This is a genomic window from Pseudomonas sp. zfem001, assembly GCF_032621725.1.
Taxonomy (GTDB): Bacteria; Pseudomonadota; Gammaproteobacteria; order Pseudomonadales; family Pseudomonadaceae; genus Aquipseudomonas; species Aquipseudomonas sediminis.
This window is the reverse complement of record NZ_JAVYJI010000006.1, coordinates 22,276-45,993: the sequence shown is the minus strand read 5'-3', so window position 1 is coordinate 45,993 and position 23,718 is coordinate 22,276. Positions and strand designations below refer to the sequence as shown.

27 protein-coding genes are annotated in these 23,718 nt (G+C 61.8%); 22 read left to right on the top strand and 5 right to left on the bottom strand.

Annotation, left to right across the window (positions count from 1 at the left end; translation table 11 throughout):
• Positions 1 to 48: 48 nt before the first annotated feature.
• The 8 genes from RTH74_RS18720 (at position 49) to RTH74_RS18685 (ending at position 4,607) form a co-directional block, all read left to right on the top strand.
• Positions 49 to 486, top strand: coding sequence for a DUF393 domain-containing protein (locus RTH74_RS18720; protein ID WP_316915638.1), 438 nt, complete (start codon positions 49 to 51; stop codon positions 484 to 486).
• Between the two features lie 113 nt (positions 487 to 599).
• Complete coding sequence (locus RTH74_RS18715; protein ID WP_316915637.1) at positions 600 to 1,166, top strand: antibiotic biosynthesis monooxygenase; 567 nt, start codon at positions 600 to 602, stop codon at positions 1,164 to 1,166.
• A 319-nt stretch (positions 1,167 to 1,485) separates the two neighbouring features.
• Positions 1,486 to 2,196 carry a dihydromonapterin reductase gene (gene folM / locus RTH74_RS18710; protein ID WP_316915636.1) on the top strand — a complete coding sequence of 237 codons (711 nt, stop codon included), beginning with the start codon at positions 1,486 to 1,488 and terminating at the stop codon, positions 2,194 to 2,196.
• Positions 2,197 to 2,218: 22 nt separating this feature from the next.
• A complete protein-coding gene (gene folE / locus RTH74_RS18705) occupies positions 2,219 to 2,779 on the top strand; it encodes a GTP cyclohydrolase I FolE (protein ID WP_003462453.1) in 561 nt (186 codons plus the stop codon).
• Positions 2,779 to 3,150 carry a dihydroneopterin triphosphate 2'-epimerase gene (folX, locus tag RTH74_RS18700; protein ID WP_003462464.1) on the top strand — a complete coding sequence of 124 codons (372 nt, stop codon included), beginning with the start codon at positions 2,779 to 2,781 and terminating at the stop codon, positions 3,148 to 3,150. The genes folE and folX overlap by 1 nt, the downstream gene beginning before the upstream one ends.
• Positions 3,151 to 3,224: 74 nt before the next feature.
• Complete coding sequence (locus RTH74_RS18695; protein WP_099525693.1) at positions 3,225 to 3,518, top strand: DUF1244 domain-containing protein; 294 nt, start codon at positions 3,225 to 3,227, stop codon at positions 3,516 to 3,518.
• On the top strand, positions 3,515 to 3,856 hold the full coding sequence (locus tag RTH74_RS18690; protein WP_316915635.1) for a HopJ type III effector protein: 342 nt from the start codon (positions 3,515 to 3,517) through the stop codon (positions 3,854 to 3,856). The genes RTH74_RS18695 and RTH74_RS18690 overlap by 4 nt, the downstream gene beginning before the upstream one ends.
• Before the next feature lie 163 nt (positions 3,857 to 4,019).
• On the top strand, positions 4,020 to 4,607 hold the full coding sequence (locus tag RTH74_RS18685; RefSeq protein ID WP_316915634.1) for a putative glycolipid-binding domain-containing protein: 588 nt from the start codon (positions 4,020 to 4,022) through the stop codon (positions 4,605 to 4,607).
• Positions 4,608 to 4,727: 120 nt separating this feature from the next.
• Here the strand turns inward: RTH74_RS18685 and RTH74_RS18680 are convergent, their stop codons facing one another.
• The gene (locus tag RTH74_RS18680; protein ID WP_003462471.1) at positions 4,728 to 5,057 is read right to left on the bottom strand and encodes an AzlD domain-containing protein; all 330 of its coding nucleotides are present in this window, start codon (positions 5,055 to 5,057) and stop codon (positions 4,728 to 4,730) included.
• The gene (locus RTH74_RS18675) at positions 5,057 to 5,767 is read right to left on the bottom strand and encodes an AzlC family ABC transporter permease (protein WP_316915633.1); all 711 of its coding nucleotides are present in this window, start codon (positions 5,765 to 5,767) and stop codon (positions 5,057 to 5,059) included. The genes RTH74_RS18680 and RTH74_RS18675 overlap by 1 nt, the downstream gene beginning before the upstream one ends.
• Before the next feature lie 256 nt (positions 5,768 to 6,023).
• Between RTH74_RS18675 and RTH74_RS18670 the strand changes: the two genes are divergently transcribed.
• Genes RTH74_RS18670 through RTH74_RS18660 form a run of 3 tightly spaced genes read left to right on the top strand, consistent with a single transcriptional unit; the run spans position 6,024 to position 9,613 of the window.
• Positions 6,024 to 7,436 carry a di-heme oxidoredictase family protein gene (locus tag RTH74_RS18670; RefSeq protein WP_316915632.1) on the top strand — a complete coding sequence of 471 codons (1,413 nt, stop codon included), beginning with the start codon at positions 6,024 to 6,026 and terminating at the stop codon, positions 7,434 to 7,436.
• Between the two features lie 9 nt (positions 7,437 to 7,445).
• Positions 7,446 to 8,507, top strand: a complete 1,062-nt coding sequence (locus RTH74_RS18665) for an imelysin family protein (RefSeq protein ID WP_316915631.1) — start codon at positions 7,446 to 7,448, stop codon at positions 8,505 to 8,507.
• 2 nt (positions 8,508 to 8,509) lie between these two features.
• On the top strand, positions 8,510 to 9,613 hold the full coding sequence (locus RTH74_RS18660) for a DUF1513 domain-containing protein (RefSeq protein ID WP_316915630.1): 1,104 nt from the start codon (positions 8,510 to 8,512) through the stop codon (positions 9,611 to 9,613).
• Here the strand turns inward: RTH74_RS18660 and RTH74_RS18655 are convergent, their stop codons facing one another.
• Entirely contained in the window at positions 9,614 to 10,639 is a 1,026-nt protein-coding gene (locus RTH74_RS18655) for a LacI family DNA-binding transcriptional regulator (RefSeq protein WP_316915629.1), read from the bottom strand.
• Positions 10,640 to 11,011: 372 nt separating this feature from the next.
• On the opposite strand from RTH74_RS18655, the gene RTH74_RS18650 reads away from it, so the two are divergent.
• The 9 genes from RTH74_RS18650 to RTH74_RS18610 all read left to right on the top strand — a co-directional run bounded on the left by RTH74_RS18650 (position 11,012) and on the right by RTH74_RS18610 (position 19,900).
• Positions 11,012 to 11,839, top strand: a complete 828-nt coding sequence (locus tag RTH74_RS18650; RefSeq protein ID WP_316915628.1) for an NAD(P)-dependent oxidoreductase — start codon at positions 11,012 to 11,014, stop codon at positions 11,837 to 11,839.
• A gap of 55 nt (positions 11,840 to 11,894) precedes the next feature.
• Entirely contained in the window at positions 11,895 to 12,776 is an 882-nt protein-coding gene (locus RTH74_RS18645) for a glucurono-1,5-lactonase (RefSeq protein ID WP_316915627.1), read from the top strand.
• A gap of 41 nt (positions 12,777 to 12,817) precedes the next feature.
• On the top strand, positions 12,818 to 13,789 hold the full coding sequence (locus tag RTH74_RS18640; protein WP_316915626.1) for a TRAP transporter substrate-binding protein: 972 nt from the start codon (positions 12,818 to 12,820) through the stop codon (positions 13,787 to 13,789).
• Positions 13,790 to 13,849: 60 nt separating this feature from the next.
• Positions 13,850 to 14,680 carry an amidohydrolase family protein gene (locus RTH74_RS18635; RefSeq protein WP_316915625.1) on the top strand — a complete coding sequence of 277 codons (831 nt, stop codon included), beginning with the start codon at positions 13,850 to 13,852 and terminating at the stop codon, positions 14,678 to 14,680.
• Complete coding sequence (locus RTH74_RS18630; RefSeq protein ID WP_316915624.1) at positions 14,677 to 15,675, top strand: NAD(P)-dependent oxidoreductase; 999 nt, start codon at positions 14,677 to 14,679, stop codon at positions 15,673 to 15,675. Before RTH74_RS18635 ends, RTH74_RS18630 begins: the two co-directional genes overlap by 4 nt.
• Positions 15,676 to 16,059: 384 nt before the next feature.
• A complete protein-coding gene (locus RTH74_RS18625; protein WP_316915623.1) occupies positions 16,060 to 17,034 on the top strand; it encodes a TRAP transporter substrate-binding protein in 975 nt (324 codons plus the stop codon).
• Positions 17,035 to 17,093: 59 nt separating this feature from the next.
• A complete protein-coding gene (locus RTH74_RS18620; protein WP_099525707.1) occupies positions 17,094 to 17,621 on the top strand; it encodes a TRAP transporter small permease in 528 nt (175 codons plus the stop codon).
• Positions 17,622 to 18,902 carry a TRAP transporter large permease gene (locus RTH74_RS18615; protein ID WP_316915622.1) on the top strand — a complete coding sequence of 427 codons (1,281 nt, stop codon included), beginning with the start codon at positions 17,622 to 17,624 and terminating at the stop codon, positions 18,900 to 18,902. It begins immediately after the preceding gene.
• Positions 18,903 to 18,994: 92 nt separating this feature from the next.
• On the top strand, positions 18,995 to 19,900 hold the full coding sequence (locus RTH74_RS18610; protein ID WP_316915621.1) for a DMT family transporter: 906 nt from the start codon (positions 18,995 to 18,997) through the stop codon (positions 19,898 to 19,900).
• 80 nt (positions 19,901 to 19,980) lie between these two features.
• Here the strand turns inward: RTH74_RS18610 and RTH74_RS18605 are convergent, their stop codons facing one another.
• Positions 19,981 to 20,736, bottom strand: coding sequence for a FadR/GntR family transcriptional regulator (locus RTH74_RS18605; protein WP_099525710.1), 756 nt, complete (start codon positions 20,734 to 20,736; stop codon positions 19,981 to 19,983).
• Positions 20,737 to 20,843: 107 nt separating this feature from the next.
• Between RTH74_RS18605 and RTH74_RS18600 the strand changes: the two genes are divergently transcribed.
• The gene (locus tag RTH74_RS18600) at positions 20,844 to 21,719 is read left to right on the top strand and encodes an aldose 1-epimerase (RefSeq protein ID WP_316915620.1); all 876 of its coding nucleotides are present in this window, start codon (positions 20,844 to 20,846) and stop codon (positions 21,717 to 21,719) included.
• A gap of 244 nt (positions 21,720 to 21,963) precedes the next feature.
• Entirely contained in the window at positions 21,964 to 22,182 is a 219-nt protein-coding gene (locus RTH74_RS18595) for a hypothetical protein (RefSeq protein ID WP_099525712.1), read from the top strand.
• Positions 22,183 to 22,230: 48 nt separating this feature from the next.
• Here the strand turns inward: RTH74_RS18595 and RTH74_RS18590 are convergent, their stop codons facing one another.
• Positions 22,231 to 23,715, bottom strand: coding sequence for a helicase HerA-like domain-containing protein (locus tag RTH74_RS18590; protein WP_316915619.1), 1,485 nt, complete (start codon positions 23,713 to 23,715; stop codon positions 22,231 to 22,233).
• Positions 23,716 to 23,718 lie beyond the last annotated feature (3 nt).

Sequence of the window (23,718 nt, the reverse complement as noted above, 5' to 3'; positions counted from 1 at the left end):
CTAGCTTGGCCAGGCTTACATTGTGCAAGAATTATACAAGGCAACCTCATGCACAACCCTGCCTGGCCATTGACCCTTTATTTCGACGGTGACTGCCCGCTCTGCGCGCGTGAAATCCGCATGCTCAACCGGCATGCGTCGCCCCAGCGGCTGCTTCTCGTGGACATTTCTGCCCCAGACTTCGATCCACTGCCATTGGGACTATCTCTGACGACGATGCAGGATCGCCTGCACGCCCGCTGGGCCGATGGCACCTGGTTGCTGGGCCTCGATGCCAGCCTCTGGAGCTGGGAAGCCGCGGGCCTCGGAGCCTGGGTTGCGCCGTTGCGCTGGCGACCGCTGCGCCCCCTGCTGGAGTGGGGCTATCGACTGTTCTGCCGCCTGCGCCCTCACCTGGCGCGGTTACCGCACCCTGACGGTGCAGCGCGCTGCCGAAAAGGCGGCGCCTGCTCAACCCAACGGCCACCTTCATCGGGCGCTGGCTAATTTTCGCAAAACGGGAATAATCCTTGCTGCATTGTTCGTCGAGCACATCACCCCGTGCTCGACCACGCCCAACGCCCTACCCCGGCTGACGGCAACACTCGAGGAGATACACAATGTCCCCCGTTACCCTGATGGTGGCGCGCCGCGTCGCCGATGGCCGTTATCACGACTTCATCACCTGGCTGCGCGAAGGCGAGCATCTGGCCACCGACTTTCCGGGCTACCTGGGCTCCGGCGTGCTGGCACCTCCGCCGGGCGATGATGAATTCCAGATCGTATTCCGTTTCAGCGATGAGCAGACCATGGCGGCCTGGGAGCATTCAGCCTCGCGCCAGGCCTGGCTCACACGCGGCAGCGGCCTGTTCGCCCAACCGCAGGAAAAACGTGCAGTCGGCCTCGATGCCTGGTTCGGTAGCGCCCATCGCCAGCCCCCGCGCTGGAAGCAGAGCGTGGCCATCTGGCTGGCGTTTTTTCCGGTATCGCTGGCGTTCAACCTGCTGTTCGGCACCTGGCTCGGCGAGCTCTCGCTGGTCACGCGCATCCTGCTCTCAACCCTGGCGCTGACGCCATTGATGACCTACCTGTTCATCCCGCTGTCGACACGCCTGCTGGAACCCTGGTTACACGCCCCGAGCAGCCACCGCCCTACTCGTCAGGCAGCCAGCATCGGTAAATCCTGATCGCCATGCAACACCTCCTCGGCCGGCTTGATGCTGGCCGATTTCGTTCTGACGCCGAAGGCTCATACCTGTACAAAAAAATCACCAAGTACAGGATAAGTACAAAATGACAGGCCGCCACTTTTCGAACAAAAAGCCTTTTGTCTCAATAAAATAGGCCTCTTCCGCACTGCCAGCCGCAAAACCACATATCACGCAGGGTTGTACAACATAGGACTCTGGTATAACTTTGTTCTCGGCCTGGTGAGTAACGCCTGCCACTGGTCAGGTATCCCGAGGCGGTACAGCCAGGCCTTCATCTTTCCTGCACGAGTCGCACATGAGCGCTGCCAGCTTTCCCATTCTGATTACCGGCGCCGGCCAACGGGTCGGCCTGTACTGCGCCGAGCGCCTGCTCGACGAAGGTCAGTCGGTGATCGTCAGCTACCGCCAGGAGCGCGACAGCATCGTGCGCCTGCGTGAGCGCGGCGCCATCGCCCTGCAGGCAGACTTCGGTGACGAGGCCGGCATCCTGGCCTTCGTCGACCAGCTAAAGGCGCAATGCAGCGGCTTGCGCGCCATCGTGCACAACGCCTCGCAATGGCTCGCCGAGACACCTGGCGAGGAAGCCAAAGCCTTCCGCCAACTGTTCAGCGTGCACATGCTCGCGCCCTACCTGATCAACCTGCATTGCAGCGACCTGCTGCTGCAGTCGGAACAGGCCGATATCGTTCACGTCAGCGATGACGTGGTGCGCAAGGGCAGTGCCAACCGTCCGGCCTACTGCGCCAGCAAGGCGGGGCTGGAAAGCCTGACGCTATCGTTCGCCGCACGTCTGGCGCCGCGCATCAAGGTCAATACCATCGCCCCGGCCTTGCTGATGTTCAACACTGACGATGACGACACCTACCGTACCAAGACGCTGGCCAAATCGGCGCTGGGCATAGAACCCGGCCCGCAGGCCTTCTACCAGACTTTGCGCTACCTGCTGGACAACTCCTACGTAACCGGAACCACCTTTACCCTCAACGGCGGCCGCCACCTCAAGTGACGCGGCTGCTCAGGACACTGCCATGAGCCAACCTCTTTCCCAGCAATACCGCGAGATTCTCGTAGGCCTCGGTGAAAACCCGGAGCGCGAAGGTCTGCTCGATACGCCCAAACGCGCGGCCAAGGCCATGCAGTATCTGTGTCATGGTTACCAGCAGTCGCTGGACGAGATCGTCAACGGCGCGCTGTTTGAGTCCGACAATGACGAGATGGTGATCGTCAAGGACATCGAGCTGTACTCGCTGTGCGAACACCACCTGCTGCCCTTCATCGGCAAGGCACATGTCGCCTACATACCCACCGGCAAGGTGCTCGGGCTGTCCAAGGTGGCGCGCATCGTCGACATGTACGCACGGCGCCTGCAGATCCAGGAAAACCTCACCAAGCAGATCGCCGATGCCATCCAGCAGGTGACAAATGCCGCTGGCGTCGCGGTGGTGATCGAGGCCAAGCACATGTGCATGATGATGCGTGGCGTGGAGAAGCAGAACTCGGTGATGAGCAGCTCGGTGATGCTTGGCGCTTTCCGCGAGTCCTGCAACACTCGCCACGAATTCCTGCAACTGATCGGACGGAACAACTAATGCCGCGACTGGAACCCGGAATGGCGCGAATCCGCGTCAAGGACCTGCGCCTGCGCACCTACATCGGCATCAAGGAAGAAGAGATCAACAACAAGCAGGACGTGTTGATCAACCTGACCATCCTCTACCCCGCCGTCGATGCGGTAGAGGTCAACGATATCGAACATGCGCTGAACTACCGCACCATCACCAAGGCGATCATCGCCCACGTCGAAGGCAATCGCTTCGCCCTGCTCGAGCGCCTGACCCAGGAAATCCTCGACCTGGTGATGACCCATCAGGCCGTGCGTTATGCGGAAGTGGAAGTAGATAAACCGCATGCCCTGCGTTTCGCCGAGTCGGTATCCATTACTCTGGCAGGCCATCGCTGACAGCCGCCTTCGGCGGCTTGTCGCCTCCCTGCGCGGCTCTTATCATCGCCGCCACCCAATCCGGAGAGCCCACCATGACCGAGCAAGAACGCCTCGAACTGGAAGCTGCAGCCTTTCGCGCACTGGTGCAGCACCTGCGCAGCCGTCCTGACGTGCAGAACATCGACCTGATGAACCTGGCCGGTTTCTGCCGCAACTGCCTGTCCAAGTGGTACAAGGCCGCCGCCGACGACTTCGGTGTCGAGGTCAGCGCCGACCAGGCCCGCGAGACCGTCTACGGCATGCCCTATGCCGACTGGAAGGCCAAGTATCAGAAAGAAGCCTCGGCCGAGCAGAACGCTGCATTTGCAAAAGGAAAGCATGAATGACCGCTCTCAACGAGCTGCGTAAGCGCCTGCAACAGGATGACTACGCCTTCAGTGAAACCCTGGCGTTCGTCGCCGAGCACTACGACTATCAGCCCAGTGCCTTCCGCAACGGTGACGTGGAGAACGCAGCCGGGCAGAACGAAGGCTCCTGCAAGACCCTGGGCCTGGCCCTGCTGGAAGGGTTCAGCAACCACGAGGCGCTGCGTGCTTTCGGCGAGCACTACCGCAGCGTGCTGGCCACGCCGCAGGGCAGCGACCACGGCAACATCCGCGCGCTGATGGTGCATGGCCTGGACGGCGTGAAGTTCGAACAGCAACCACTCAAACCGAAAGCCTGAATCCATAGCGCAAAAACCTGCGCAACTGTCGGCAAAAGCTGACAGACATCACATCGCTATCGCTTTATCCTGCGCGCCACAACAAACATGGAACACGAGGGAACGTGTTCTGCGCGCAGTGGCGCCCTTCCCTCCTGTTTCGCGCTCGGCATGGAGTCGACCGATGCAGCAAACCCTGGTATGGAAACCCTGGTATACCCCCGGCGTGGAAACCCTGCGCCTGAGTCAGGATGCCAATGGCATCCACGCGACCAGCCATCTCATGCAAGTCATCAAGGGCGACAGTATCGCTGCCAACTATATGATCGATTGCGATCCGCGCTGGCGCTTCCGTCGTCTCTGGCTGAAAGTCGACAACCATGGCCAGCGCAACCTCTGCCTGCAGCGTGATCTGCGCGGTAACTGGCTGCTCAATGGCGTACCACGTCCCGATCTGCAGCAATGCCAGCACGTCATGCTCTCGGCCTCGCCCTTCACCCACACCCCAGCCCTGCAACGCAGCGCCCTGGAAACCGGGCAGAGTGATGAGATGCAGGTCGCCTATATCGACATGCTCAGCCTCAAGGTGGAACCGCGCCAGCAGCGTTATCACTGCCTGCGTCGCCGCACGGGCGAAAGTCTCTACCGCAGCCAGGCCGAAGGGCGTGCGCACGAGGAGCTGAGCGTCGACGACCAGGCGCTGCTGCTCAAGGCAGACGAGCAATACCTGCGCCTGAGCCAACGCGATCTGAAGGTCAGCGCGCTGGTGTAGAGAGTTGTACGGCAAGCCTCAGCAATCCACACCGCTAGGGTGCGCCACGAGCACCGCGAATACGGCAGTACCGGTCTGGTGCGCACAGCGCACCCTACGCAAAGCTAGGGCAGGCGCCGTTCAGATCGGTAACTGTCCGAACGCCCAGCGCAGCAGAAAGAACACCAGCAACCCGCCACCGATGGTCGCCAGCAAGTGCCGCGTGAACGCCGCGATGGCAATGGCCGCCACGCCTGCCAGCAGGTAAGCGTTGTTCCAGCTGAGCATCCAGGACTGTCCGTCCGGCATCAGCATGCCGGGCACCACGATGGCCGTCAGCACCGCAGTCGGCACGTAATGCAGCCCCTGCCTGATCAGCGGCGGAAAACGTAGATCAGGGAAGGCAAACAGGCTATAGCGGGTGATGAAAGTGATCGCCAGCATGCCCAGAATCAGCAACCAGATATCCATTAGAGCAATTCCTCCTGCAGCACCGGGTTGCGCCGTTCCAACCACACGCCGACGACGATGCCACTGGCCGCAGCAGCCATCAGCCCGAGCTTGTAGGGCAAGGCATGACACGCCAGCGCCACGGCGCCCGCCACCAGGGCGGCCGCCACTTGTGGTTGGTTACGCAACATCGGCACGACGATGCCGATAAAGGTCGCCAGCATGGCGAAATCCAGCCCCCACTCACCGATATTTGGCACCGCCTGGCCGAACAGCACGCCGACCAGCGTGCACAGCTGCCAGTTGCAGTACATGGCCAGGGCCGCGCCGAGAAAGTACCAATGGCGGTAGGTGCCCTGGTCACCCCGCGCATAGCGCTGCACCACCACTGCATAGGCCTCATCGGTCAGGCCGAAGGCCAACGGCACGCGCCAGCGCTTGGGCAGATGGCGGACGTGGGGCTGCATGCTGGCGCTGTACAGGGCATGGCGCAGATTGACCACCAGAGTGGTCAGCAGGACCACGGCGATACCGGCGCCACCGCTCAACAGGCTGATGGCGATGAACTGCGCCGAGCCGGCGAAAACCAGCAAGGACATGCCCTGAGTCTGCCAGGGATCGAGCCCGGCTGCGCCTGCCAGGCTGCCGAAGATGATGCCGAATGGAATTGCGCCGAGCAGCATGGGCAGCATGTCGCGGGCGCCCTGGGTGAATTCGTGTTGACGGGACATGGAACCTCCTTGGGCAGGCGAGCTTAGCCAAACGCCCCAGGCAGGTCTTGAACGTTCTTGCTCTCAATCAGCACCATTCTCTGAAGCCGCAGCCACTGCATGGATAATCGAAGAAGCTGATGGCAGGGAAGGAATGATGCCGTCATGCCCCCGCGACCTCTGGCCGCGTCCAGATAACGCTAATCCATCTTATTTAAATTCCGTTAGCCTGCTAATCTTGGCGCCCCGCTTCCCTGCCAGTTCGGATTGTTCCTCGATGTCGCCGCTCCAGCGCTGCCTGCTGCCCTTTCTGGCACTGTCTTTGATCGCTTGCGAACAGCAGCCTGAATTCACCCAGGCAGAGCCTGGTGAACACCTCTCGGCCGGTGCGGCGACGGTACGCAAGTTCGATCAAAACGCCTTCTCCCTGCCTTCGGCGAACCTCGCACCCAGCCGTCGCCTGGATTTCGCGGTGGGCAACAGCTTCTTCCGCAACCCCTGGGTCACGGCGCCAGCCACCACCACCGCGCGCGATGGCCTGGGCCCGCTGTTCAATACCAATGCCTGCCAGAACTGCCATATCAAGGACGGTCGCGGCCATCCACCGGGACCTGATGCGGTCAGTGCCGTCTCGATGCTGGTGCGCCTATCTATACCGGCCGGCCCGGAGCATGCCGAGGTGCTGATCCACCAGGGCGTGGTCGCCGAACCGACATATGGTGCGCAACTGCAGGACATGGCCAACCCGGGCGTCACTCCAGAAGGCAAGGTACGCGTGACCTACAGCAGCGCGCCGGTGCGCTTCGCCGACGGCACCGTGGTGGAACTGCGCAAGCCAGAGTTGGTCATCAGCCAGCTCGGTTACGGCGACATGCACCCCGATACCCGGTTCTCGGCACGCATCGCCCCGCCGATGATCGGCCTCGGCCTGCTCGAAGCCATCGCCGAAGAAGACATCCTGGCCGGTGCCGACCCGGACGACGCCGATGGCGATGGTATTTCCGGTCGTCCCAATTGGGTCTGGGACCGCCAGCAGCAGCGCAGCGCACTTGGCCGTTTCGGCTGGAAGGCTGGCCAACCCAACCTCAATCAGCAAAATGCCGAAGCCTTCGCCAATGACATGGGCCTGACCAGCTCGCTGATCCCTCATGACAACTGCACCACGGCGCAAACCGATTGCCTGGCCGCGCCCCATGGCGGCGAACCGGAAGTCAGCGACAACATCCTCGCCAGCGTGCTGTTCTACAGTCGTAACCTGGGCGTGCCGGCACGGCGTGACGTCGACTCGCCTGACGTGCTCAAGGGCAAGAGCCTGTTCCACCAGGCCGGTTGCCAGAAGTGCCACACTCCCAGTTTCACCACGTCGGCCGATGCCGCCGAGCCAGAACTGGCCAACCAATTGATCCGGCCTTATACGGACCTGCTGCTGCACGACATGGGCGAGGGGCTGGCCGATGGCCGCGAGGAGTTTCTCGCCAACGGTCGTGAATGGCGCACGGCGCCGCTGTGGGGCATTGGTTTGACGCAAACGGTCAATGGCCATACTCAGTTCCTGCATGACGGCCGTGCCCGTAACCTGTTGGAAGCCATTCTCTGGCACGGTGGCGAGGCCGAAGCGGCCAAGCAACAGGTGCTGCGTTTCGATAGCGATGAGCGAGCAGCGCTGCTCGCCTTCCTGAATTCTCTTTAAGGAGCCTCGATGTTGCACAAAACCCTGATCGCCTCTCTGCTCGGCCTAGCCCTGGTCGGCTGCGGCCAGCAGGACCCGAAAGCCAAGGTCAGCGCGGCGCTGACCGATGGCGTGCTGCTGCCGGCCTACAGCAGTTGGCAGGAGGCCGACCGCCAGTTGGCCGTGAATGCCGAAGCCTTCTGCGCCGGTAACGCCGATCTGAGCACCGCCCGCCAGGCCTTTCTCGGCGCCCAGAGTGCCTGGGCCGGCTTGCAGCCGTTGCTGGTCGGGCCGCTGGCCGAAGGCAACCGCGCCTGGCAGATTCAGTTCTGGCCGGACAAGAAGAACCTGGTCCAGCGCCAGGTCGAAGCCCTGCTGAAGAACAAGCCGCAGCTGAGCGCGGATGACCTGTCCAATGCCAGCGTGGTGGTGCAGGGCCTGACCGCCTACGAATACATTCTCTTCGACCCCAATCTGGACCTCGCCCAGGCCGAGCAGAAGGCTCGTTACTGCCCGCTGTTGCAGGCCATCGGCAAGCACCAGCAAGCCCTGGCTGCGGAGATCGTCGGCGAGTGGCAAGCCAAATCTGGCATGGCCGAACAGCTGAAGCAGTTTCCCAACGAGCGCTACGCCGACGCCAACGAGGCCATCGCCGAACTGTTGCGGGTGCAGGTCAGCGCCCTGGACGGCCTGAAGAAGAAGCTCGGTGCCCCGATGGGCCGGCAGAGCAAGGGCATCGCCCAGCCTTACCAGGCCGAAGCCTGGCGCAGTGCCGCCAGCCTGGCCAACCAGGGTGCGGCGCTGGCCAACGCCGAACTGCTGTGGCACGGCAGCAACCGTGATGGCATTCAATCGCTACTGGGCGAGGATCAGGCCGACCTGGCCAAACGCATCGACGCCGCCTACCAGGACACCCGCCAGCGCCTGGCTGCACTCGACAGCTCACTGGTCGAACTGCTCGCCGACGAAGCCGGTCGCACCGCCCTGAACGAGCTGTACGACAGCCTCAATCGTCTGCACCGCCTGCAGGAAAGCGAACTGGCCAAAGCGCTCGGCGTGCAGATCGGCTTCAACGCCCACGACGGAGACTGAGCATGCAACGCAGAGCCTTCCTCGGCCTCAGTGCAGCCGCCGCCAGCCTGGCGGCCGCGGGTGCCTTTGGCGGCTGGACGCTGTTCGGCCCATCAGGACAACCGCTGCTGCTGTCAGCCCGTGACGATGGCGACGGCAACCACTACGCGGTCGGCTATCGCCTCGACGGTGGACGAGCCTTCGCCACTCCGGTGAACGAACGCTGTCATGACGTGGTGCCGCACCCCAGCCTGCCCATGGCCCTGTTCGTCGGTCGCCGCCCCAGCACCGAGAGCTACCTGATCGACACCCGCGACGGTCGCCTGCTGCAAACGCTGGCCTCGCCGGCCGGGCGTCATTTCAACGGCCACGCGGTATTCCACAAGGGCGGCGAGTGGCTGTACGCCACCGAGAACGACACCACCGAGCCTGGCCGTGGCGTGATTGGCGCCTATAGCCTGCAGGGTGAGCAGTTGCTGCGCGCAGCTGAACACAGCAGCCACGGCGTAGGCCCGCACCAACTGCTGTGGATGCCGGATGGCGAAACCTTGGTGGTGGCCAACGGCGGCATCCGCACCGAAGCGGAAAGCCGCGTCGACATGAACCTCGATGCCATGCAGGCCAGCCTGGTGCTGATGCAGCGCGACGGCAGCCTGGTCAGCCAGGAGTATCTGGCCGACCAGCAGAACAGCATCCGCCACCTCGCTGTCGCGCGCGACGGCACGGTGGTCAGCGGCCAGCAGTACATGGGCGACCTGCACGATCAAGTGCCGCTACTGGCGATCAAACGCCCCGGTCAGACCTTCCAGCCGTTCGCGCTGGGCGAGCCTCAGCGTGCGGCGATGAACCAGTACACCGCCAGCGTCGCGATCCATGACGAGCTGCGCCTGCTGGCGATGACCGCACCGCGCGGCAACCGCTTCTTCATCTGGGATCTGGACAGTGCACAGGTGCGCCTGGACGTGCCGCTGCCGGACTGCGCAGGTGTCGGTGCGGTGGCCGATGGTTTCGTGGTGACCTCGGGCCAGGGCCGTTGTCGCCTGTACGATTGCCGCGGCGAACGCATCGCCACCCAGGCTTTGCAGCTACCCGCCGGGTTGTGGGACAACCACCTGCGTCTGGCCTGATCAGGCGCTGCCGCGTTCGATCAACTCGAAACCGACATCCATGCGCAACGGCTGACGCGCAGCGGCCGGCTCGGCAATACGCGCCAGCAGCGCATCGGCGATGGCACAGCCGATACGCGGCCCGTCCACTCGCACGGTGGAAAGTGGCGGATGGGTATGGGCGGCGCTGGACAGGTCGCCGAAACCCATCACCGCCAGATCCTCGGGAATGCGCAGGCCGCGGCTGAGCGCCTCGGCCATCACCCCTTGCGCCACGGTGTCGGAACTGCAGACCACCACGTCGCCAGCGACGCCCTCGCGCAGCAGTCTGCCCAGCCCCTCGCGGCCGACAGCCAGAGTCGCTGGCGCGGGCAAAATCTGTGCAGCCACCGGCGCATCTACATGACCTTGCAGCGCCTCTGTCAGGCTTCTATAACGGCGCATGCCACGTGGGTCATCGATGCCCACCACCGACACGCGACGATAGCCCTTGCCGATCAGATAGCGCGCCACCGACTGGCCAACGGCCTCGTGCGAAAAGCCGACCAGCATATCCACCGGGTGCTCACACAGATCCCAGGCCTCGACCAGGGGGATACCGACCCGCGCCAGGCGCTCGCGGCTGGCCTGGGTGTGCTCGGTACCGGTCAGCACGATGCCATCCGGTCGACGCCCCAACACCGCCTCGAGCAAGGCTTCCTCCTGCTCCGGGCGATAGCCGGTCAGGCCCAGCAGGGTCTGATAGCCCGCCGCTGCCAGGCGGTCGGTCAGCGCCTGCACGGTGTCAGCAAAGATCGAGTTGGCAATGGTCGGCAGGAAAATCGCCACCAGCCGACTACGGCTTGAAGCCAGCGCCCCCGCGGCAAGGTTGGGGACATAGCCGGTCGCCCGAACCGCTTCCAGCACGCGCTTACGGGTCGCATCGGTGACCACTTCAGGCCGGCCGAGCGCACGCGATACGGTAATCGGCGACACCCCTGCAACCTTGGCGACATCGATCAAAGTCGGGGCCGCACTGCTGCGGATGCCAGCAGGTTTCCTGCCCATGTCACGCCTCCAGTCACTCGAACACCTCGCATAAGGAGGCACGCCAATCTGATCGAGATATGTTGTCATACAACTTTAGTCAAACAGGCATCGAGCATACCGACCCTGCACCAGCCTGATGCTACCCGAACTGCTCGAACAAACTGTACCAACACGATTAACTGCCGTGATAGAGCCAACCAAGCTATATTTGCGCTCCCCAGATCGACTCACTGAGCAGACTGAATCGGCTCAGTTACGAGCAAACGAAACACCTCGATTTCCACCGCTGTCGCGTTGACATTGCCGAAGTGGGTGCTGATAATCGATCCAAGTCATACGACAACGTATGACAAACCAATAACAACAAGCAACAAGAGTCCAGGCCCCGCCATGACCACGACCTCCAGCGAACTGCGCCCCTTCAATCGCCTGCTGCTGACCGGCGCCGCCGGCGGCCTGGGCAAGGTACTGCGCGAACGCCTGCGCCCCTACGCCACTATCCTGCGTCTCTCCGATATCGGTGAGATGGCCCCTGCTGCCGGCCCCCACGAAGAAGTGGTGCGCTGCGATCTGGCAGACAAAGCTGCCGTGCATCAACTGATCGAGGGCGTCGACGCCATCCTGCACTTCGGTGGCGTATCGGTCGAGCGTCCCTTCGAGGAAATTCTCGGCGCCAACATCAGCGGCGTATTCCATGTCTACGAAGCGGCCCGTCGTCACGGCGTGAAACGCGTGGTGTTCGCCAGCTCCAACCATGTCATCGGTTTCTACAAGCAGGACGAACACCTCGACGCCAGTTGCCTGCGTCGCCCGGATGGTTACTACGGCCTGTCCAAGTCCTACGGCGAAGACATGGCCAGTTTCTACTTCGATCGCTACGGCATCGAGACCGTCAGCATCCGCATCGGCTCCTCATTCCCCGAGCCAGCCAACCGCCGCATGATGAGCACCTGGCTGAGCTACGACGACCTCACCCACCTGATCGAACGCTGCCTGTACGCCCCGAACGTTGGCCACACGGTGGTCTACGGCATGTCTAACAACCGCGACGTGTGGTGGGACAACAGCAAGGCCGCGCACCTGGGCTTCAAGCCCAAGGAAAGTTCGGAAATCTTCCGCGACAAGGTGGAAGCACAGCCAATGCCTGCAGCCGACGACCCCGCACGTATTTACCAGGGTGGAGCCTTCGTTGCCGCCGGCCCGTTCGGCGACGACTGAACACGGCGCCACCGCTGCCCTACGCCATAACAACAAAATAGAGCGCCTGAATGCCATGACAGCCGAACTGATTGTCGATGCGCGCAACGCCACGGGTGAAAGCCCAGTCTGGAACGCTGCCGAACAGGCTCTGTACTGGGCCGATATCCCTGCTGCCCGCCTGCACCGCTGGTCCGCGACTGATGGCCAGACGCAGAGCTGGCAGGCTGACGAGATGCTCGCCTGCATCGCCATGCATCCCGCTGGTGGCTGGATCGCAGGCATGCAGAGCGGCATCTTCCACCTGCGTCCGCAAGACGATGGCAGCGTAAAAGCCGAGCGCATGGCGCAGGTCGAACATGCCCGCGCGGAAATGCGCTTCAACGATGGTCGCTGCGACCGCCAAGGCCGCCTCTGGGCCGGCACCATGCTGCTGGACATGGCCCAGGGCGCACGCGTCGGCGCGCTGTATCGCTACGACGGCCAGCTGCAACAGGTGCTTGACGACCTCATCGTGCCCAACGGCCTGGCCTTCAGCCCTGACGGCCGCACCATGTACCTGTCCGATTCGCACCCGAGCGTACAAAGCGTCTGGGCCTTCGATTACGACACCGACAGCGGCACGCCGCACAACCGCCGCCTGTTCATCGACATGAAGCAGCATCCGGGCCGCCCCGACGGCGCAGCGATGGACGTCGACGGCTGCTACTGGATCTGCGGCAACGACGAAGGCCTGGTGCACCGCTTCACCCCCGATGGCCGCCTCGACCGCTCGCTCGCCGTACCGGTGAAAAAGCCCGCCATGTGCGCCTTCGGCGGCGCGAATCTGGACACCCTGTTCGTTACCTCGATCCGCCCCGGCGGCGACCTCTCCGACCAGCCACTGGCCGGCGGTGTGTTCGCTCTGAAACCCGGAACCTCAGGCCTGGAAGAACCGGCTTACGCCCCGAGAACCTAGCGCCGATCCAGCAACACCCATCAATAACAAGGATAAAAACGATGAAATTGAAAAAGGTCTTGCTCACCACCCTGCTGCCTATCGCCCTGAGCGCGCCAACCCTGTGCGCAGCGATCACCCTGCAGGTCGCCGACACCCAGCCGAAGGGGTATCCGGCCATCACCGCTATCGAGCACATGGGTGAGAAGCTGAACGAAGCCACCGCCGGCGATATCAACATGAGAGTCTTCGCCGGCGGCGTGCTCGGTGGTGAAAAAGAAGCCATCGAACAGGTCCAGATCAACGCCCTTCAACTGACCCGCGTATCGCTGGGCGTCATCGGCCCAATCGTCGCCGACGTCAACGTCTTCAACATGCCATTCGTGTTTCGTGACAGCGCCCATATGCGCAAAGTGATCGACGGCGAAATCGGCCAGGAGATCCTCGACAGGATCAGCGAATCCAACCATGGCCTGGTCGGCCTGGCGTGGATGGACGCAGGCTCGCGCAACTTCTACAGCAAGACCCCGATTCGCAGCATCGAAGACCTCAAGGGCAAGAAGATGCGAATGATGGAAAACCCGCTGTTTCTCGACACGATGAACGCACTGGGCGGTAGTGGCATCGCCATGTCCACCGGCGAGACCTTCAGCGCCCTGCAGGCTGGCGTGATCGATGGCGCCGAGAACAATCCGGCGGTAATGCTCGCGCAGAACCACAACACGGTCGCCAAGTACTTCAGCAACACCAGCCACCTGATCATTCCCGAGCCACTGGTCATGTCGAAAAAGGCATGGGACTCCCTGAGCACGGAGCAGCAGGCACTGGTGAAGAAGTTCGCCCGCGAGGCACAGCTCGAGCAACGCGCCCTGTGGGACAAGCAGGTTGCCGAAAGCGAGCAGGCACTGAAACAAGCCGGCGTGGAATTCATCGACGTGGACCGCAAGCCGTTCTATGACGCCACAGCCTCTGTACGCGAAAAGTACGGCGCAGACTATGCCGACCTGATTCAACGCATCGAAGCTGTCGAGTAAATGAAAATGCCCGCTGCCGTGCGCAGCGGGCTCCGCCGCTTTGCCATGAGCTGCTCCCCCATGCCCACTCCTATCGAAAATACCTGTGACTGCCATGCTCACGTTTTCGCGGACCCGAGCCAGTTTCCGCTTGATCCCAGCGCCGACTACACCCCGCCAGTCGCCACTGCCGAGCATTACCGGCAACAGCTCGATCAGCTCGGCATAAAGCGCTGCGTCCTGGTACAACCCAGTGTCTATGGCACTGACAACAGTGCCCTGCTCGCCGCGCTGGGCCAGCTAGGCCCAGGCGCACGTGGCGTGGCAGTGATTGCTTTGGACACACCGACAAGCGATCTGCAGGTCATGCATCGCCAGGGGGTTCGCGGCATCCGTCTGAACACCCTGGCCAACAACGGCCCGACGCTGGAGCAGCTGCCAGCCTTCGAGCGCTGCATCAACGGGCTGCCCTGGCACCTGCAAGTGCTGCTGCGCCCACAGCAGATGCCAGGAGCCATCGAGCAACTGGAGAAAGTCTCGGCACCGCTGGTACTGGATCACTTCGCCTCCTACACCCCGGAAACCAGCGACCAGGAGATCGATGCCCTGTTCGCCCTGGCCCAACGTAAAGACAACCTGTGGATCAAGCTCTCGGCGCCTTACCTGTTCAGTGATTGTTCACCGCAGGCACTCGATGGCTATCGTCGCTTCAGCGAACGCGCCATCGAACTGATGCCGGAGCGGCTGCTGTGGGGCACGGACTGGCCACACACCGCAAGGCGAGATGTGCCGATCGATGCCGAGCAGCTGTATTCAACGATTACCGGCTGGATAAGGGATAACGCTGTACTGCGGAAGATCACCGTCAACAATCCAGCGGCCCTCTACCAGCTGGAAGAGGACGCAGCATGAGCAGAATCCTCCTCACCTATCCTCGCTCCGACCTGCACGCCTGGTATGGCCCGCAAGCGCAACAGGCGCTACGCGAGCTGGGCGAACTGGTCCTGCGCGAAGACGATGGCGTCATCCACGAGGATGACCTGATCGAGTTGGCCGATGGCTGCGACCTGATCATCTCCGACAAACCGACAGGCGCCAGCGAGCGACTGTTCAAGGCACAGCCACAGTTGCAGGCTTTCCTGCGTTGCGCCATGGACCTGCGCGGCATCGACGTGGAAGCAGCTTCCCGTCATGGCGTACTGGTGACCCATGCCGGCCCCGGCTTCATCAATGCCGTCAGCGAATGGATCGTCGCCCAGATGATCAACCTCGCACGGGGCCTGCCGCAGTACTACGCCGTCTACCAGAACGGCCTCGTGCCAGCGCAGCGCATGGGACGCCAAGTGGCCGGCAGCACCGCCGGCATCATCGGCTTCGGTCAGATTGCCGCGACCCTTACGCCGGTCTTGCAGGCCATGGGGCAGAAAGTCGTCACCTACGATCCTTACCTAGGCAGGGAACCGGCAGGCGTCGAGCGCCTGAGCCTCGACGAGTTGCTCACCCGCTCCGACTATGTGATCTGCCTGGCCAGCCATAACGCCGAAACCGAAAACCTGGCCGGTGCCACCTTCTTCTCGCGCATGAAAAAGGGCGCCTTCTTCATCAATGCCTCACGCGGCAGGCTGGTCGATGAACAGGCTCTCAACGATGCGCTCGGCGCAGGCCACCTCGCAGGCGCCGCCATCGATGTCGGGCGAGGTCATGACGATCACCCGACCACCTTGCTGGCACGGCGTGATGATCTGCTCGCCACCCCTCATATCGGCGGCATGGTGCCCGAGGCCATCAGCTACCAGGTACAGCAGACCATCGACCAGGCGCGCACGATTCTGGCGGGACGGATTCCCGACGGTGCTGTCAACCCCTCGCCCCCCCTACGAATGCAGGGCAGATCAAGGGCCTCATGATATGTTGTCATACAACCAGCACTGCATATAACGACTACCTATTCTGAATAACTCTCACAGAGAATTTATTGCAGGCAATAAAAACCGAAAAAATCGTGCCAATACGCGCTTAAAATCTGCAAAAAACTGCGTTGACAGTCAAAAAAGGCGCGTGAATAATCTTCAATGTCGTATGACAACATACGACATTGAATAAAGAGGAATAACCCAAGAACTACCTGCGCTATGGCACCCCATCCGCATGTTCACCTGGTTGTTCTTGCATCTGCGATGGCCTGATTGGGTGTTTCCCAATCTAGCCGGGCGGTCTGGAGCCTCAACTCAGCCCGCCCCCGACAGCGATTTCGCAACACCTACCAACAACAACAAGACGGAGTTTTCCGCATGAACCTGAAACGTAAGTTGCTTCTCGCCACACTTCCTCTAGCGCTCGGTCTGTCCTCCTTCGTACAGGCCGAGACGACCCTGAAAATTGCCGAAATCCACCCGGCCGGCTACCCGACCGTGGTCGCCATGGAGAGCCTCGGCAAGAAACTGGAAGCGGCCACCAACGGTGAAATCAAATACCGCATGTTCGCAGGCGGTGTGCTGGGTTCCGAGAAGGAAGTGATCGAACAGACCCAGATCGGCGCCGTCCAGCTGACCCGCGTCAGCCTCGGTTCGGTCGGTTCGGTAGTGCCAGCCACCAACGTGTTCAACATGCCGTTCGTGTTCCGCGACATCGACCACATGCGCAAGGTGATCGACGGCGACATCGGCCAGGACATCCTCGACGCCATCACCAACTCCGACTTCAACATGGTCGGCCTGGCATGGATGGAAGCCGGTAGCCGCAGCCTCTACACCAAGAAGCCGGTACGCAAGATCGAAGACCTCAAGGGCATGAAGATCCGCGTGATCGGCAACCCGCTGTTCATCGACACCCTCAACGCCATGGGCGGCAACGGCATCGCCATGGACACCGGTGAAATCTTCAGCGCCCTGCAGAGCGGCGTGATCGACGGTGCCGAGAACAACTCGCCGACCCTGCTCGAGCACAACCACTTCCGCGCGGCCAAGTATTACACCCAGACGCATCACCTGATCCTGCCCGAGCCGCTGCTGATGTCCAAGACCACCTGGAACAAGCTGACTGCGGATCAGCAAGCACTGGTCAAGAAGCTGGCCAAAGAAGCCCAGCTGGAAGAGCGCGACCTGTGGGTTGCCAAGGAAAAGGCCAGCGACGAGAAGCTCAAGGCTGAAGGCGTCGAGTTCATCGAAGTCGACACCAAGCCGTTCTACGACGCTACCGCCCCGGTACGTGAGAAGTACGGTGCTCAGTTCGCCGATCTGATCAAGCGCATCGAAGCCGTTCAGTAATCCACGCGCAAGCGCGCGGCGCCGGCATCTCGCCTGCGCCGCGCAACCGGTGAAGTCTCATGAAAAACCTGGTTCTGGGCGTCAATGACGCCATCTACCGTGCCTGTATCGCGACCGCCGGCCTGGCGATCGTGATCATGGCCACGATCATCCCCTGGGGCGTCTTCAGCCGTTATGTGCTGGGTCAAGGGCTGGGCTGGCCCGAGCCCATTTCAGTGCTATTGATGGTGCTGTTCACCTTCGTCGGTGCCGCTGCCGGCTACCGCGCGAGTGCCCACATGGCCGTGACCTCACTGACCGATCGCCTGCCTCAAACACTGGAGCCGCTGATCACGCTGTTCGTGCGCCTGGTCATGGGCGGCATCGCGCTGTTCATGCTGATCTGGGGTTACAAGCTCTGCGCAGCGACCTGGAACCAGTACCTCAGCACACTGCCTTCGGTACGCGTCGGCATCAGCTACATGCCTATTCCGCTGGGCGGTTTCATCACCCTCCTGTTCGTCATCGAACAACTGCTGTACGGCGATCAACACAAGCGCCGTGCCGTCGACTTCGAACACACTGAAGATTCCAAGGAGGCAGTGTAAATGGATGCCGCCATTCTCCTGGGCAGTTTTATTGTCCTTATCCTCCTGCGCGTTCCGGTTGCTTATTCGCTCGGCGTTTCCGCGCTGATCGGCGCCTGGTGGATCGATATTCCCCTGCATGCCGTGATGATCCAGATCTCCGGCGGTGTGAACAAATTCTCCCTGCTGGCCATTCCGTTCTTCGTCCTGGCCGGCGCGATCATGGCCGAAGGTGGCATGGCTCGCCGCCTGGTGGCGTTCGCCGGGGTGCTGGTCGGCTTTGTCCGTGGCGGCTTGTCACTGGTCAACATCACCGCTTCTACCTTCTTCGGTGCAATCTCCGGCTCCTCCCTAGCCGATACCGCCTCGGTCGGTTCGGTGCTGATCCCGGAAATGGAAAAGAAAGGCTACCCGCGCGAGTTTTCCACTGCGGTCACCGTGTCCGGTTCGGTGCAAGCGCTGCTCACTCCGCCCAGCCACAACTCGGTGATCTATTCACTGGCCGCTGGCGGCACAGTGTCCATCGCCGCACTATTCGTGGCCGGTATCGGCCCGGGTCTGTTGATGAGTGCAACCCTGGCCACGCTTTGCCTGTGGTTCGCGAAGAAACGTAACTACCCGAAAGGCGAAGTCATTCCGCTGCGCCAGGCGATCAAGATCTGCGTGGAAGCGCTGTGGGGCCTGATGACCATGTTCATCATCCTCGGCGGCATTCTCTCCGGCATCTTCACCGCCACCGAGTCCGCTGCCGTGGCCGTGATCTGGGCCTTCTTCGTGACCATGTTCATCTACCGCGACTACAAGTGGCATGAACTGCCGAAGATGCTGCACCGCACCGTGCGTACACTGTCGATCGTGATGATCCTCATCGCCTTCGCCGCCGCGTTCGGCTACATCATGACCCTGATGCAGATTCCGTCGAAGATCACCACTGCGTTCCTGGCCTTCTCGGACAACCGCTACGTGATCCTGATGTGCGTGAACTTCATGTTGCTGGTGCTGGGCACGCTGATGGACATGGCGCCGCTGATCCTGATCCTCACCCCGATTCTGCTGCCTGTTGTCACCTCTTTCGGTGTAGACCCGGTACACTTCGGCATGATCATGCTGGTCAACCTGGGTATCGGCCTGATCACGCCACCGGTAGGGGCTGTGCTCTTCGTCGGCGCCGCAATCGGCAAGGTCACCATCGAAAATACCGTGAAGGCACTGCTGCCGTTCTACGTGGCACTGTTCATGGTGCTGATGTTGGTGACCTACATCCCGGCTATCTCCCTGTGGCTGCCGAGCGTCGTACTCTGACAGCAACCCGGGTATTGAACGACAACGCCGCCCAATCGGGCGGCGTTTTGCTTCAGGGCCTGATTTCAAGGCCATGACAACAGGATTTCGTCATGCAAGGTTCCACCCCGTTTCCGCGTCACATCGCCGTCCTGATCCTCGCCACACTGGCTTGCTCGTTCGCGGGCAACCACATCGCTGCGCGGATCACCTTCGACCACGACACCGGACTGCTGCTGGCCATGCTCGCGCGTGCCGGCGTGACGCTGGTCGCGCTGGCCGCCTTGGTACTGTGGCGACGTGAATCGCTGAAACTGGGTAGCGCTACCTGGGGCTGGCAAATCCTGCTGGGCCTGCTGATCGCCATACAGAGCTTCTGCATCTACTCGGCAGTAGCGCGTATTCCAGTGGCACTGGCACTGCTGGTGGTCAACCTTTCGCCGATCCTGCTGGCTTTGCTCACCTGGGCGCTCGGCGGTGCGGCGCCAACCCGCCAGGCGCTGGGCATCATGGGCGTGATTCTCTTCGGTCTGGTGCTGGTGCTCGATGTTCCGGGTCGCCTGACCAGCGCCGATGCGCCGGATGGTGAGTGGGTCGCCGGCATCCTGTTCAGTCTGACCGCTGCAGCCGTGTTCGCCGTGGCGCTATGGGTCACCGAAAATCGCCTGTCGAAAATCGCCGGCTCGGTGCGCAGCATGCTGACCTTGGCCGTGGTGTTTAGCGCCTCTACCCTGCTCGGCGCCAGCGGCATGATCCCCGGCGGTTTGAGCCTGCCTACTGCCAATGCAGGCTGGATCGCTCTGGCTTGCCTGGTACTGCTTTATGGCACAGCTTTCTCCACCCTGTTCATCTGCATGCCGCGCCTGAACATCGCGCGCAATGCCCCCGTGATGAACATGGAGCCGGTGGCCGGCATGATCCTGGGCTGGCTGGTTCTGGGTCAGGTACTGGGGGCGTTGCAGGTCATCGGTGGTCTGATCGTGGTCGGCGGCATCGTCGCCCTGGCCTACCGCCGCTAGAGGGCGGCACGCGCATCCAGTTTTCCCTATCGCTAAAACGCACTCGGCGGCTCAAGGCCGCCGAGTGCATTCAACAAGTTTCAGCCGTGCAGCGCTTCCGCCTCGGCCGCTTCGTGCGCCTGACGCAGACGCTCGCGGCTGTTGGTCAGGTGCAGGCGCATCGCTGCCCGCGCCGCCTCGGCATCCTGGCGCGCGATAGCTTCGAAGATCTGCTCGTGCTCGCGCTCCAGGCGCGCCATGTAGTGGGTCTGATCGTCACGCGCCAAGCTGGCGGAATTGACCCGGGTACGCGGGATGATGCTGGTGCCCAGGTGACTGAGAATATCGGTGAAGTAGCGGTTGCCGGTGGCCTCGGCAATGCGCAGATGAAAATGGAAGTCCGAGGAAACTGCATCGCTGGCATGCATAGCACTCTCGTTGATGGCATCCAGCGCCTCGCGAATGGCCTTCAGCTGGACGTCATTACGACGCTGAGCAGCCATCCCGGCAGACTCCACCTCAAGGCTGATACGCAGCTCAAGAATGGCCAGAACGTCGCGCAAGGTGACGATGGTCGCCGGGTCGATGCGAAAACCACTGGCACTCGGCGTATCCAGCACGAAGGTGCCGATGCCGTGACGAGTTTCAACCAGGCCAGCGGCCTGCAAACGCGACAGCGCCTCGCGCACCACGGTGCGACTGACGCCCTGCTCTTCCATGATCGCCGACTCTGTCGGCAGCTTCTCACCGCGCTTGATCAACCCATCGCGAATGCGCTGCGACAGATCGGCTACCAGTTCCTGAGCCAGACTGCGGTGCTTGCGACGAGCACGAGGTTGAGCGTTTTGCATTTCCATGGCGGACGGGTTCTCGAATTAAGACTTGAGGCTTTGCCGTAATGATAGCCTAGCAGTTGTACGATGACACTATGAATTCCCGACAATTAAAGCCCTAGGAGCGTCAAATGCCAACGACCCTGCTGACTCTGAGCGATAACTTGACACAGTTGACTCTCGCCCCGGAACTGGGTGCAAGCCTGGTCAACTGGGTGCGCCTAAGCGATGGTCAGCCGCTGTTGCGCCACAGTGACGAACTGGGGCTGGCCACCTCCAATCCCCGGCGCCTGGCCTGCTACCCGTTGCTGCCCTGGTCCAACCGCATTGGCGGGGGCGGCTTCGCTACGCCTACCGGTTGGCAAGCACTAAGTGCCAACACCGAACACGAAGCACTGCCGATACACGGCAGTGCCTGGCAACAACCCTGGCAGGTAGTCGATGTGACGTCCGACAGCGCCAGTCTGGAACTGCAGAGCCAATCGCCTTTTCCCTATCGCGCCAATTTCCACATACAACTAACTGACGGCTGCCTGCGACTGACGTTACAAGCCACCCATCTTGGCGAGCAGCCCACCTGGTACGGACTCGGCCTGCATCCTTATCTGCCGCGCACTGCGCATACACGCGTGCAAGCGCAAGCAGGCGGCGTCTGGTTATGCGGTGAAGACAAACTGTCCAGTCAGTGGGCCGAATTACCGCAGGCCTGGAACTTCACCAAACCCACCTTGTTGCCACAGCAACTTGTCGATAATGCCTTTACCCACTGGCCCGGCAAGGCTCTCATCATTCAAGCAGACGCCGGTTATCAGCTAGTCTGCGAGGCGGAGGGCTGCGATGTGTTTCTATTGTTCTGCCCAGAGGCACAGAATTTCTTCTGTTTCGAACCCGTCACCCATCCGGTCAACGCCCATCATTTACCGGGGCAGCCTGGGCTAAAGCTACTGGCAGCGAAGGAAAGCTGCCAGATTAGTTTCAGCCTGCACTATCAGGCGCTTGTGGGCTGATTACTGGACATTCAAAAGGCGTTGGTGATAATACCCGCCAGTTGCTCCATGCAACTTTTCTCGAAAAAAACTTACAAATAGATAAGTAACTGAAGAGAAAAGAGAAAGATGCAAAGCGTGAAACTTTGCAAATTTTTCTCCCGGCCTACCAAGGCGAAGCACTTTAGATTGATCCCTCAGCGCAACAATGAAACCTGGCGTTTCAGCTGTCGTGTGGGCCGATCACAACCTACAGGTAAAAACAGTGACGAAAGACGAACTGCGCGCCGAACTCGAGCGCCAGGCGCAGCGTTACAAGGATGTATACGGCGGAGAGGTCATTACCTACGCCGCTCAACCGGACCCCGATCGCAAACCCTGGCGCAAGAAACCCAGCCTGCTCGACCAGGCCTTCGATAAAGAAATCGAGAAAATCGAGAAAGAACGCCTGGAAAAGAAAGAAGCCGCCAGCGAATACGACTGATGCCCCGAGGGCGCATTGCAGCCGCGCGAAACGCGGCTGCAAGTGACTTCAGCGCTTCTTGCCCCCCATAAGCGACCCCATCAGCCCCCGCACCAGTTGCCGACCGAGTTGATTGGCCGCTTGCCGCAGGGCGCTCTTCATCGCACCGCCAAGCAACTCGCCCGCCATCTGTCCAAGCCCTTGCTCCTGCGCTGCGGGCTTGCCCTTGGTAGTCGATTGCACGGATACCTCAGCGGATGCCTGCGCAGCACGAGCAGTCAGCAGCTCATAGGCCGACTCGCGGTCGATGGGTTTGTCGTAACGCCCAGCCAAGGGTGACTGACGCACCAACGCCGCACGCTCGGATTCATTCAGCGGGCCGATGCGCGATTGCGGCGGAGCGATAGCCACTCGCTGAACCATGGCCGGCGTGCCCTTCTCCTCCAGCGTACCGACCAACGCCTCGCCAATCCCCAACTCGGTGAGCACGCTGAGCGTGCTGAACGCCGGGTTCGGGCGAAAACCGTCAGCCACTGCCCGCAGGGATTTCTGCTCCTTGGCGGTGAAGGCGCGTAGGCCGTGCTGGATGCGCAACCCCAGCTGGGCCAGGACATCGTCCGGCAGATCGCTCGGTGACTGAGTGACGAAATACACCCCGACGCCCTTGGAGCGAATCAGCCGCACCACTTGTTCCAGACGCTCTTGCAGGGCCTTTGGAGTACCCTGAAAGAGCAGGTGCGCCTCGTCGAAGAACAACGCCAGTACCGGTTTATCGGCGTCGCCACGCTCCGGCAGTTGCTCGAACAGTTCCGCCAACAGCCACAGCAGGAAGGTCGCATAAACCTTGGGCGCCTCATGAACCAGGCGGGAGGCATCGAGCAGGTGCACACGACCGCGGCCATCGCGGTCAGGGTGCAACAGATCCTCGAGCTGCAATGCAGGCTCACCGAACAAGGCTTCGGCGCCCTGCTGCTCCAGCCCTGCCAGGCGACGCAACAACGCTTGTGCCGAGGTGCTGGTGAACAGCGCGCTGTCCTCGCCCAACACCTGCGGACTGTCCTTCAGGTAGCCGAGCAGCGCCTTAAGGTCTTTCAGGTCGAGCAGCAGTAGACCTTCGCGGTCAGCCACCTTGAACGCCGCGTAGAGCGCCGCCTGCTGGCTGTCGGTCAGCTCGAGCAAGGCGCCAAGCAGCAGCGGCCCCATCTCGCTGAGGGTGGTACGCAGTGGGTGGCCACTCTGGCCATGCACATCCCACAGCGTCACCGGGTAGGCCTGTGGTTGATGATTTAGCCAGGGCATGCTGGCGATACGCTCGGCGACCTTGCCTTGCGGCGCACCGGCAGCGCCCAGACCACACAGATCCCCTTTGACGTCAGCGGCGAACACCGCCACCCCGGCGTCGCTGAACGTCTCGATCAACCGTTGCAGGGTTACCGTCTTGCCGGTGCCGGTAGCACCCGCAATAAGGCCGTGACGGTTGGCCAGGCGCAAAGGCTGACCAACCGCCTGACCATCACTGCCAGCACCCAATACGAACTGTGAATTCAAAGGCATCTT

Coding starts and splice junctions, on each gene's coding strand:
- RTH74_RS18720 (WP_316915638.1), top strand. CDS start 49: ATGCACAACCCTGCCTGGCCATTGACCCTTTATTTCGACGGTGACTGC.
- RTH74_RS18715 (WP_316915637.1), top strand. CDS start 600: ATGTCCCCCGTTACCCTGATGGTGGCGCGCCGCGTCGCCGATGGCCGT.
- folM (WP_316915636.1), top strand. CDS start 1,486: ATGAGCGCTGCCAGCTTTCCCATTCTGATTACCGGCGCCGGCCAACGG.
- folE (WP_003462453.1), top strand. CDS start 2,219: ATGAGCCAACCTCTTTCCCAGCAATACCGCGAGATTCTCGTAGGCCTC.
- folX (WP_003462464.1), top strand. CDS start 2,779: ATGCCGCGACTGGAACCCGGAATGGCGCGAATCCGCGTCAAGGACCTG.
- RTH74_RS18695 (WP_099525693.1), top strand. CDS start 3,225: ATGACCGAGCAAGAACGCCTCGAACTGGAAGCTGCAGCCTTTCGCGCA.
- RTH74_RS18690 (WP_316915635.1), top strand. CDS start 3,515: ATGACCGCTCTCAACGAGCTGCGTAAGCGCCTGCAACAGGATGACTAC.
- RTH74_RS18685 (WP_316915634.1), top strand. CDS start 4,020: ATGCAGCAAACCCTGGTATGGAAACCCTGGTATACCCCCGGCGTGGAA.
- RTH74_RS18680 (WP_003462471.1), bottom strand. CDS start 5,057: ATGGATATCTGGTTGCTGATTCTGGGCATGCTGGCGATCACTTTCATC.
- RTH74_RS18675 (WP_316915633.1), bottom strand. CDS start 5,767: ATGTCCCGTCAACACGAATTCACCCAGGGCGCCCGCGACATGCTGCCC.
- RTH74_RS18670 (WP_316915632.1), top strand. CDS start 6,024: ATGTCGCCGCTCCAGCGCTGCCTGCTGCCCTTTCTGGCACTGTCTTTG.
- RTH74_RS18665 (WP_316915631.1), top strand. CDS start 7,446: ATGTTGCACAAAACCCTGATCGCCTCTCTGCTCGGCCTAGCCCTGGTC.
- RTH74_RS18660 (WP_316915630.1), top strand. CDS start 8,510: ATGCAACGCAGAGCCTTCCTCGGCCTCAGTGCAGCCGCCGCCAGCCTG.
- RTH74_RS18655 (WP_316915629.1), bottom strand. CDS start 10,639: ATGGGCAGGAAACCTGCTGGCATCCGCAGCAGTGCGGCCCCGACTTTG.
- RTH74_RS18650 (WP_316915628.1), top strand. CDS start 11,012: ATGACCACGACCTCCAGCGAACTGCGCCCCTTCAATCGCCTGCTGCTG.
- RTH74_RS18645 (WP_316915627.1), top strand. CDS start 11,895: ATGACAGCCGAACTGATTGTCGATGCGCGCAACGCCACGGGTGAAAGC.
- RTH74_RS18640 (WP_316915626.1), top strand. CDS start 12,818: ATGAAATTGAAAAAGGTCTTGCTCACCACCCTGCTGCCTATCGCCCTG.
- RTH74_RS18635 (WP_316915625.1), top strand. CDS start 13,850: ATGCCCACTCCTATCGAAAATACCTGTGACTGCCATGCTCACGTTTTC.
- RTH74_RS18630 (WP_316915624.1), top strand. CDS start 14,677: ATGAGCAGAATCCTCCTCACCTATCCTCGCTCCGACCTGCACGCCTGG.
- RTH74_RS18625 (WP_316915623.1), top strand. CDS start 16,060: ATGAACCTGAAACGTAAGTTGCTTCTCGCCACACTTCCTCTAGCGCTC.
- RTH74_RS18620 (WP_099525707.1), top strand. CDS start 17,094: ATGAAAAACCTGGTTCTGGGCGTCAATGACGCCATCTACCGTGCCTGT.
- RTH74_RS18615 (WP_316915622.1), top strand. CDS start 17,622: ATGGATGCCGCCATTCTCCTGGGCAGTTTTATTGTCCTTATCCTCCTG.
- RTH74_RS18610 (WP_316915621.1), top strand. CDS start 18,995: ATGCAAGGTTCCACCCCGTTTCCGCGTCACATCGCCGTCCTGATCCTC.
- RTH74_RS18605 (WP_099525710.1), bottom strand. CDS start 20,736: ATGGAAATGCAAAACGCTCAACCTCGTGCTCGTCGCAAGCACCGCAGT.
- RTH74_RS18600 (WP_316915620.1), top strand. CDS start 20,844: ATGCCAACGACCCTGCTGACTCTGAGCGATAACTTGACACAGTTGACT.
- RTH74_RS18590 (WP_316915619.1), bottom strand. CDS start 23,715: ATGCCTTTGAATTCACAGTTCGTATTGGGTGCTGGCAGTGATGGTCAG.